Origin of the sequence: Streptomyces yangpuensis, assembly GCF_001005295.1 — a bacterium.
Lineage (GTDB): Bacteria > Actinomycetota > Actinomycetes > Streptomycetales > Streptomycetaceae > Streptomyces > Streptomyces yangpuensis.
The window spans coordinates 920,441-928,875 of the sequence record NZ_LBMK01000001.1 but is presented as its reverse complement, the minus strand read 5'-3'; the positions used below and the strand labels follow the sequence as shown (position 1 = coordinate 928,875).

At 72.0% G+C, this 8,435-nt stretch carries 10 protein-coding genes; 2 read left to right on the top strand and 8 right to left on the bottom strand.

What is annotated here, in order from left to right:
- Positions 1 to 187 precede the first annotated feature (187 nt).
- From hisF to hisD, 8 genes are read right to left on the bottom strand one after another with little or no spacing between them, the layout of a single operon-like run.
- Positions 188 to 943 (bottom strand): imidazole glycerol phosphate synthase subunit HisF, encoded by a 756-nt coding sequence (hisF, locus tag AAT21_RS04180; protein ID WP_046775281.1) that lies wholly within the window; start codon positions 941 to 943, stop codon positions 188 to 190.
- The gene (locus AAT21_RS04175; protein WP_046775280.1) at positions 940 to 1,335 is read right to left on the bottom strand and encodes a RidA family protein; all 396 of its coding nucleotides are present in this window, start codon (positions 1,333 to 1,335) and stop codon (positions 940 to 942) included. The genes hisF and AAT21_RS04175 overlap by 4 nt, the downstream gene beginning before the upstream one ends.
- Positions 1,332 to 2,060, bottom strand: coding sequence for a bifunctional 1-(5-phosphoribosyl)-5-((5-phosphoribosylamino)methylideneamino)imidazole-4-carboxamide isomerase/phosphoribosylanthranilate isomerase PriA (gene priA / locus AAT21_RS04170; protein WP_046775279.1), 729 nt, complete (start codon positions 2,058 to 2,060; stop codon positions 1,332 to 1,334). The genes AAT21_RS04175 and priA overlap by 4 nt, the downstream gene beginning before the upstream one ends.
- Positions 2,060 to 2,710: an imidazole glycerol phosphate synthase subunit HisH gene (gene hisH / locus AAT21_RS04165; RefSeq protein ID WP_030855492.1), complete on the bottom strand. Its 651-nt coding sequence runs from the start codon at positions 2,708 to 2,710 to the stop codon at positions 2,060 to 2,062. Before hisH ends, priA begins: the two co-directional genes overlap by 1 nt.
- A complete protein-coding gene (locus tag AAT21_RS37915; protein WP_030855494.1) occupies positions 2,707 to 2,874 on the bottom strand; it encodes a hypothetical protein in 168 nt (55 codons plus the stop codon). The genes hisH and AAT21_RS37915 overlap by 4 nt, the downstream gene beginning before the upstream one ends.
- A gap of 2 nt (positions 2,875 to 2,876) precedes the next feature.
- Positions 2,877 to 3,470: an imidazoleglycerol-phosphate dehydratase HisB gene (gene hisB, locus AAT21_RS04155; protein WP_030855496.1), complete on the bottom strand. Its 594-nt coding sequence runs from the start codon at positions 3,468 to 3,470 to the stop codon at positions 2,877 to 2,879.
- A complete protein-coding gene (locus tag AAT21_RS04150; RefSeq protein WP_046775278.1) occupies positions 3,467 to 4,576 on the bottom strand; it encodes a histidinol-phosphate transaminase in 1,110 nt (369 codons plus the stop codon). Before AAT21_RS04150 ends, hisB begins: the two co-directional genes overlap by 4 nt.
- Positions 4,573 to 5,922 (bottom strand): histidinol dehydrogenase, encoded by a 1,350-nt coding sequence (hisD, locus tag AAT21_RS04145; protein ID WP_046775277.1) that lies wholly within the window; start codon positions 5,920 to 5,922, stop codon positions 4,573 to 4,575. The genes AAT21_RS04150 and hisD overlap by 4 nt, the downstream gene beginning before the upstream one ends.
- A gap of 135 nt (positions 5,923 to 6,057) precedes the next feature.
- On the opposite strand from hisD, the gene AAT21_RS04140 reads away from it, so the two are divergent.
- A complete protein-coding gene (locus tag AAT21_RS04140; protein WP_412180294.1) occupies positions 6,058 to 7,656 on the top strand; it encodes an oxidoreductase in 1,599 nt (532 codons plus the stop codon).
- Positions 7,657 to 7,690: 34 nt separating this feature from the next.
- Positions 7,691 to 8,428 (top strand): LON peptidase substrate-binding domain-containing protein, encoded by a 738-nt coding sequence (locus AAT21_RS04135; protein ID WP_046775276.1) that lies wholly within the window; start codon positions 7,691 to 7,693, stop codon positions 8,426 to 8,428.
- Positions 8,429 to 8,435 lie beyond the last annotated feature (7 nt).

The window sequence follows — 8,435 nt, the reverse complement described above, 5'->3', positions numbered from 1 at the left end:
ACGAGGCGCAACCAAGGCCGTACGTCCGAGCCGGGGCCGCACGCGCCGAGCCGAGGAGAGCCCCCGCAGGGGCACCGCCCCACCACCCAGCCCCGCCGGCGTTTGAGGCGCGGCCACCGGCCCGCACCCGGAACACCACCCCACCGCCCGGCCAGGGCAGAGGCAGCGCCCGGCCAGGGCAACGGGACTAGCGGACCGGGTGGCCCGCTTCGCGGAGGGCCGACTTGACCTCGGAGATGCGGAGGTCGCCGAAGTGGAACACCGACGCCGCGAGCACCGCGTCCGCGCCCGCCGCGATCGCCGGGGCGAAGTCCGCCAGGCGGCCCGCGCCGCCGGAGGCGATCACCGGCACGGTGACGTGCTTGCGGACCGCCGCGATCATCTCGGTGTCGTAGCCGTCCTTCGTACCGTCCGCGTCCATCGAGTTCAGCAGGATCTCGCCCGCGCCCAGCTCCGCGGCCCGGTGGGCCCACTCGACGGCGTCGATGCCGGTGCCCCGGCGGCCGCCGTGGGTGGTGACCTCGAAGGTGCCGGACTCGGTGCGGCGGGCGTCGACCGACAGGACGAGGACCTGCCGCCCGAACCGTTCCGCGATCTCCTGGATCAGCTCGGGGCGGGCGATGGCGGCGGTGTTCACGCCGACCTTGTCCGCTCCGGCGCGCAGCAGTTTGTCCACGTCGTCGGCGGTGCGGACGCCGCCGCCCACCGTCAGCGGGATGAAGACCTGTTCGGCGGTGCGCCGCACCACGTCGTAGGTGGTCTCGCGGTTCCCGGAGGACGCGGTGATGTCGAGGAAGGTCAGCTCGTCGGCGCCCTCGGCGTCGTACAGCTTGGCCATCTCCACCGGGTCGCCCGCGTCGCGCAGGTTCTGGAAGTTGACGCCCTTGACCACCCGGCCGTTGTCCACGTCCAGGCAGGGGATCACGCGTACGGCGAGGCTCATGCGGGCACCGCCTTGTACGCCTCGACCTCCACCTCGACGACCATCGACGGGTCGACGAAGCCGGAGACGATGAGCATCGTCGCGGCCGGGCGGACCGCGTCGAAGAGCTCCTTGTGGGCGCGGCCCACCTCGTCCACGTCGCGGGCGTGCGTCAGGTACATGCGGGTGCGGACGACGTCCTCGGGGCCGAGGCCGGCCTGGGCGAGGGCCTTGAAGGCGACGCCGAAGGCGGCCACGCTCTGATCGTACGGGCCGCCCGCGTCGGCCGCGGTGCAGCCGGAGACGAGCACGAGGCCGTTGGGGAGCTGCACGGCGCGGGAGTACGCGATGACGTCCTCGTAGGGGCCGCCGGAGGAGATCCGGCGTACGGCGGCGGTGTCGGGGGAGCTCATGCGGAGACCACCTTCAGGGCTTCTTCCAGGGTGAAGGCCTTGGCGTACAGGGCCTTGCCGACGATCGCGCCCTCGACGCCCTGCGGGACCAGCTCGGACAGGGCCCGCAGGTCGTCCAGGGAGGAGACGCCGCCGGAGGCGACGACGGGCCGGTCGGTGGCGGCGCAGACGTTGCGGAGCAGCTCCAGGTTGGGGCCGGTGAGCGTGCCGTCCTTGCCGATGTCGGTGACGACGTAGCGGGCGCAGCCCTCGGAGTCGAGGCGGGCGAGGGTCTCGTAGAGGTCGCCGCCCTCGCTGGTCCAGCCGCGGCCCTTGAGGGTGGTGCCGCGTACGTCGAGGCCGATGGCGATCTTGTCGCCGTGTTCGGCGATGGCCTTGGCGGCCCACTCGGGGGTCTCCAGGGCGGCGGTGCCGAGGTTGACGCGGGTGCAGCCGGTGGCGAGGGCCGCGGCGAGCGAGGCGTCGTCGCGGATGCCGCCGGACAGCTCGACCTTGATGTCCATGGCGCGGGTGATCTCGGCGACCAGGGCGCGGTTGTCGCCGGTGCCGAAGGCGGCGTCCAGGTCGACGAGGTGGAGCCATTCGGCGCCGGCGGCCTGCCAGGCGAGGGCGGCCTGCAGCGGGGAGCCGTAGGAGGTCTCGCTGCCGGAGACGCCGTGGACGAGGCGGACGGCCTGGCCGTCGCGGACGTCGACCGCGGGGAGCAGTTCAAGCGTGTTCGGCATCAGAGGGTCTCGATCCAGTTGGTGAGGAGCTGGGCTCCGGCGTCGCCGGACTTCTCGGGGTGGAACTGGGTGGCCCACAGGGCCCCGTTCTCCACCGCCGCGACGAAGCGTTCGCCGTGGGTGGCCCAGGTGACCTTGGGGGCGCGGATCAGCGGGTTGGTGACTTCCAGGCTCCAGTCGCGTGCCGCGTAGGAGTGCACGAAGTAGAACCGGGCGTCGGCGTCGAGGCCGGCGAAGGCCTGGCTGTCGGCCGGGGCCTCGACGGTGTTCCAGCCCATGTGCGGGACGATCGGGGCCTTGAGCGGGCCGACGGTGCCGGGCCACTCGTCGAGACCTGCAGTTTCCACGCCGTGTTCGATGCCGCGCTCGAAGAGGATCTGCATGCCGACGCAGATGCCCATGACCGGGCGGCCGCCGGAGAGGCGGCGGCCGATGATCCAGTCGCCGCGGACGTCCTTGAGTCCCTGCATGCAGGCGGAGAAGGCGCCGACGCCGGGGACGAGGAGTCCGTCGGCGTCCATGGCCTTGTCGTAGTCGCGGGTGATCTCGACGTCGGCGCCGACGCGGGCGAGGGCGCGTTCGGCGGAGCGGACGTTGCCGAAGCCGTAGTCGAAGACGACGACCTTCTTGGTGGGGCGTGCAGTGCTCATTCCCAGATTCCTTGGATTCGCAGGACTCCGGCTGCCAGACACATCGCGGAGGCGAGGGCGAGCAGGATGATGACCGACTTGGGCATCTGCTGCTTCTGGAAGGAGTAGACGCCCCCGGCCAGGAAGAGGCCGAGGACGATCAGGATGGTGTTGAGCCCGTTCACTGCTAGAGGGCGCCCTTCGTGGAGGGCAGGATGCCGGCGGCGCGCGGGTCGAACTCGGCGGCGTAGCGCAGGGCGCGGGCGAGGGCCTTGAACTGGCACTCCACGATGTGGTGGGCGTTGCGGCCGTACGGGACGTGGACGTGCAGGGCGATCTGCGCCTGGGCGACGAAGGACTCCAGGATGTGCCGGGTCATCGTGGTGTCGTAGGAGCCGATCATCGGTGCCATGTTCTCGGGCTCGGTGTGCACGAGGTAGGGGCGGCCGGACAGGTCGACGGTCACCTGGGCGAGGGACTCGTCGAGCGGCACGGTGCAGTTGCCGAAGCGGTAGATGCCCACCTTGTCGCCGAGGGCCTGCTTGAAGGCGGCGCCGAGCGCGAGGGCGGTGTCCTCGATGGTGTGGTGGGAGTCGATGTGCAGGTCGCCGTCGGTCTTGACGGTGAGGTCGAAGAGGCCGTGGCGGCCGAGCTGGTCGAGCATGTGGTCGTAGAAGCCCACGCCGGTGGACACGTCGACCTTGCCGGTTCCGTCGAGGTTTATCTCGACGACGACGGAGGTCTCCTTGGTGGTCCGTTCGACCCGTCCGATGCGGCTCATGCGTGCTGCTCCTTCTTCAGTGCGCGAACCGCTTCCAGGAACGCGTCGTTCTCTGCCGGGGTGCCGGCGGTGACCCGCAGCCGGCCGGGTACGCCGTTGTCCCGGACCAGGACCCCGTGGTCGAGGATCTTCTGCCAGGCGGTGTGCGAGTCCTCGAACGTGCCGAACTGGATGAAGTTCGCGTCGGACTCGGTGACCTCGTAGCCGATGGTCCGCAGCTCGGTGACGAGGCGGTCCCGTTCGGCCTTGAGCTGCTCGACGTAGCCGAGCAGGGTGTCGGTGTGCTCCAGGGCGGCCAGTGCGGTCGCCTGGGTGACGGCGGACAGGTGGTACGGCAGGCGCACCAGCTGGACGGCGTCGACGACGGCGGGGTGTGCGGCCAGGTAGCCCAGGCGCAGGCCGGCCGCGCCGAAGGCCTTGGACATGGTCCGGGAGATCACCATGTTGGGCCGGCCCTCGATGAGGGGCAGCAGGGAGTCCCGGTGGCTGAACTCCACGTAGGCCTCGTCGACGATGACGAGGGAGGGCTTGGCCGCCTGGGCCGCCTCGTAGAGGGCCAGGACGGTCTCCGCGTCGACGGCGGTGCCGGTGGGGTTGTTGGGGGAGGTGATGAAGACAACGTCGGGTGCGTGCTCGGCGATCGCCCGCTCGGCCGCCTCCGTGTCGATGGTGAAATCCTCGCGGCGCGGGCCGGAGATCCAGCCCGTGCCGGTGCCGCGGGAGATCAGCGCGTGCATGGAGTAGGAGGGCTCGAAGCCGATCGCGGTGCGGCCGGGCCCGCCGAAGGTCTGCAGCAGCTGCTGGATGACCTCGTTGGAGCCGTTGGCGGCCCATACGTTCTCCCGCGTGACCGGGTGCCCCGCCGTCCGGGTGAGGTAGGCGGCCAGCTCGGTGCGCAGCTCGACCGCGTCCCGGTCCGGGTAGCGGTTGAGGGTGCGGGCGGCGTCGGCGACGCGTTCGGCGATGCGTGCGACGAGCTCGGCAGGCAGCTCGTAGGGGTTCTCGTTGGTGTTCAGCTGGACGGGCACGTCGAGCTGCGGGGCGCCGTACGGGCTCTTGCCGCGCAGTTCGTCCCGGATGGGGAGGTCGTCGATGCCGATGCTCACGGGGTGGGGACCTTCCCTCCGCTGTGCTGGTCCGGTACGGCTCCGCCGAAACGTGCCTTGAGGGCGGCGCCGTGGGCGGGCAGGTCCTCGGCCTCGGCGAGGGTGACCACGTGGTGGGTGACCTCGGCGAGGGCGTCGCGGGTGTAGTCGACGATGTGGATGCCGCGCAGGAAGGACTGCACGGACAGGCCCGAGGAGTGGCAGGCGCAGCCGCCGGTGGGCAGGACGTGGTTGGAGCCGGCGCAGTAGTCGCCGAGGGAGACCGGGGCCCAGGGGCCGACGAAGATCGCGCCGGCGTTGCGGACCCGGGCGGCCCAGGCGGCGGCGTCGGCGGTCTGGATCTCCAGGTGCTCGGCGCCGTAGGCGTCGACGACCTTGAGGCCGTCCTCCAGGCTGTCGACGAGGACGATCGCGGACTGCTTGCCGGCGAGGGCGGGCTTGATCCGGTCCTCGACGTGCTTGGTCGCGGCGATCTGCGGATCCAGCTCCCGCTCTACGGCGTCCGCGAGCTCCGCGGAGTCCGTGACGAGGACGGCGGCGGCCAGCGGGTCGTGCTCGGCCTGGCTGATCAGGTCGGCGGCGACGTGCACGGGGTCGGCGGTGGAGTCGGCGAGGACGGCGATCTCGGTCGGGCCGGCCTCGGTGTCGATGCCGATGCGGCCGGTGAAGTAGCGCTTGGCGGCGGCGACCCAGATGTTGCCGGGGCCGGTGACCATGTTGGCCGGAAGGCAGTCTTCCGTCCCGTACGCGAACATCGCGACAGCCTGGGCGCCGCCGGCCGCGTACACCTCGTCCACACCGAGCAGGGCGCACGCGGCGAGGATCGTCGGGTGCGGCAACCCCCCGAACTCCTTCTGCGGCGGGGACGCGAGCGCGATCGACTCGACGCCCGCCTCCTGGGCCGGCACCACGTTCATGACGACGGACGACGGGTACACCGAACGGCCGCCCGGGGCGTACAGCCCCACGCGCTCCACCGGAACCCACTTCTCGGTCACGGTGCCGCCGGGGACCACCTGGGTGGTGTGCTCGGTGCGGCGCTGTTCGCGGTGCACGATCCGGGCGCGCCGGATCGACTCCTCCAGGGCCGCGCGGACGGCCGGGTCGAGCTCGTCGAGAGCGGCCTTGAGGGCCTCCGCGGGCACCCTGACCTGCGTGAGCGTCACCCCGTCGAACTTCTGCGCGTACTCGATCAGCGCCGCCGTGCCACGATGATGGACGTCCTCGCAGATGGGCCGCACCTTCTCCAGGGCGGCTTCCACGTCGAACTCGGCACGGGGCAGCAGGTCGCGCAGGGCGGCGCCCTCGGGGAGGGCGTCACCGCGCAGGTCGATACGAGAGATCACCTCCCAATTCTCTCAGACCGCCTGGTGCCACTGTCCGCCCGTATCACTGGCTGATACACGTCGCGGACGCCCCCGGACGTCACCGGTGCCCGTTAGCGTTCGCCTACACGTACCTGACGGCGGAGGGGGACCGCGGTGACCGAGGCGAGCCCGGACGGGGAACCGGCGGATCTGAGCGCTCCCGAGCGACGCATGTGGGACGCCTTCCGCACCGGCAGCGTCTGCGACCTCAGTGCCCGCGCCGCCGACCAGGACGATCCGCATTCCGACCGGGTGTGGGGTCCGGGACGCAGCGTCCGCGCCCGGGTGGTGGCGCTGCTCCTGCTCCACGGTCCGCCGCCGGTGCCGGGCCGGGTGGCGTCGCTGAAGCTGCGCGGCGTACGGATCACCGGGCGGCTGGATCTTTCCGGTGGGACGGTTGCTCCGTACGTGGAGCTCCAGTCGTGCCGCTTCGACAGCGAGATCCAGCTGTCCGAGGCCCGCTTCGGCACGTTGCGCCTGGTCAACTGTGCGATCCCGCGGCTGGAGGCGTCCCGGCTGCACACGGAGGGCGATCTGCATCTGCCGCGCTGCCGGGTGGCGCGCGGGATCCGGCTGACCGACGCGCAGATCGGTACGGACCTGCTGGTCAGCCAGGTGGTGGTACAGCGGGACACCAAGGGCCGGGCGATCGCCGCCGACGGGATGTCGGTCGCGCAGGACTTCCAGGGCGAGCTGCTGGAGACGTACGGGGAGGTGAGCCTGCGCGGTGCGAAGGTCGGCGTGTCGATGAATCTGCGCGGGGCCCGGCTGCGCAATCCTTCCGGGCGGTTCGCGCTGAACGCGCCGCAGCTGACCGTGGAGCGGACCCTGTACCTGACGTCGATCGCGATGGACTACGGCCGGGGCGGCTCGGGCTCCTCCACTCCCCCGTACGGGCTGGGCCGGACGCCGACGCGGGGGCAGCGGGCGCAGCCGTTCGAGTGCCGGGGCGGGCTGCGTCTGGACGACGGACGGTTCGGGGACGCCATCGACTTCTACGGCGCGCGGTTCCTGCTCACGGACGAGCAGGAGATCTCCCTGCGCCGGATCCAGACCCCGGAGTTCCGTTTCGTCGGGGAGGGCCCGGAGCGCGGCCGGGTGGTGGTGTCGGGGGCCAAGGTGGTCAAGCTCGTCGACACCGCCACGAGCTGGCCGGGCCCGGGCGGGGTGTCCATCGAGGGGTTCGAGTACGAGGACCTGGCGCCCCGCGGGCACTTCCCCCTCTCCCGCCGGCTGGCCTGGCTGGAGGCGGCCACCCCCGAGTACTCGCCGGGGCCGTACGAGCGGCTGGCGGCCGTGCTGCGGGCCTGCGGCGAGGACGCGGACGCGCGCGAGGTGCTGCTGGCCAAGCAGCGGCGGCGCCGGGCCACGCTGCCGCCGGGGCCGAAGGCGTGGGGGTACCTCCAGGACTGGACGGTGGTGTACGGGTACCGGCCGGGCCGGGCGGCGCTGTGGATGGCGGTGCTGTGGGCGGCGGGGACGCTGCTGTTCGCGCAGCTCGACCCGCCGGCGATCAAGCAGGACGAGCATCCGCACTGGAACGCCCCGCTGTACGCGCTGGATCTGCTGCTCCCGGTGATCGACCTCGGCCAGCAGGGTCACTGGAAACTGGCGGGCGGCTGGCAGTGGGGGGCGGCTGCCCTCGTCATCATGGGCTGGATCCTGGCCACGACGGTGGCGGCGGGGGCCTCCCGGCTGCTGCGGCGGGGGTGACGGGGCGCGTCTCGGGACGATTACCCTGTGCGTCGTGACCACCGTTCGCCTGCCACTCTTCCCGCTGAACTCGGTGCTGTTCCCGGGACTCGTCCTCCCGCTGAACGTCTTCGAGGAGCGTTATCGCGCCATGATGCGCGAGCTGCTGAAGACGGGTGAGGACGAGCCGCGCCGTTTCGCGGTCGTCGCGATCCGGGACGGCCGGGAGGTCGCCCCGACCGCGCCCGGTCTGCCGGATCCGACGGCCCTGCCCGAGCGGGGCCCGGCCGCGGGGTTCGGTGCCGACCCGATCCAGGCGTTCCACCGGGTGGGCTGCATCGCGGACGCGGCGACGATCCGGGAGCGGGAGGACGGCAGCTTCGAGGTGCTGGCGACCGGTACGACGCGGGTCCGTCTGCTGTCGGTCGATTCCTCGGGCCCGTTCCTGACGGCGGAGCTGGAGGAGCTCCCGGAGGACGCGGGCGACGGTGCCGGGGTCCTCGCGGAGGGGGTGCTGCGGGCCTTCCGCAGCTACCAGAAGCGGCTGGCCGGGGCCCGTGAGCGGTCCCTGACGGGCGCGGAGCTGCCCGACGAGCCGTCGGTGGTCTCGTACCTGGTGGCCGCGGCGGCGGTGCTGGACATCCCGTCGAAGCAGCGGCTGCTCCAGGCCCCGGACACGGCGACGCGGCTGGCGGAGGAGCTGAAGCTGCTGCGTACGGAGACGGCGGTGATCCGCCACCTGCCGTCGCTGCCGGCGGTGGAACTGACCCGGGCTCCGACGAGCCCCAACTGACGGGGGA

Coding starts and splice junctions, on each gene's coding strand:
- hisF (WP_046775281.1), bottom strand. CDS start 943: ATGAGCCTCGCCGTACGCGTGATCCCCTGCCTGGACGTGGACAACGGC.
- hisB (WP_030855496.1), bottom strand. CDS start 3,470: ATGAGCCGCATCGGACGGGTCGAACGGACCACCAAGGAGACCTCCGTC.
- priA (WP_046775279.1), bottom strand. CDS start 2,060: ATGCCGAACACGCTTGAACTGCTCCCCGCGGTCGACGTCCGCGACGGC.
- AAT21_RS04175 (WP_046775280.1), bottom strand. CDS start 1,335: ATGAGCTCCCCCGACACCGCCGCCGTACGCCGGATCTCCTCCGGCGGC.
- hisH (WP_030855492.1), bottom strand. CDS start 2,710: ATGAGCACTGCACGCCCCACCAAGAAGGTCGTCGTCTTCGACTACGGC.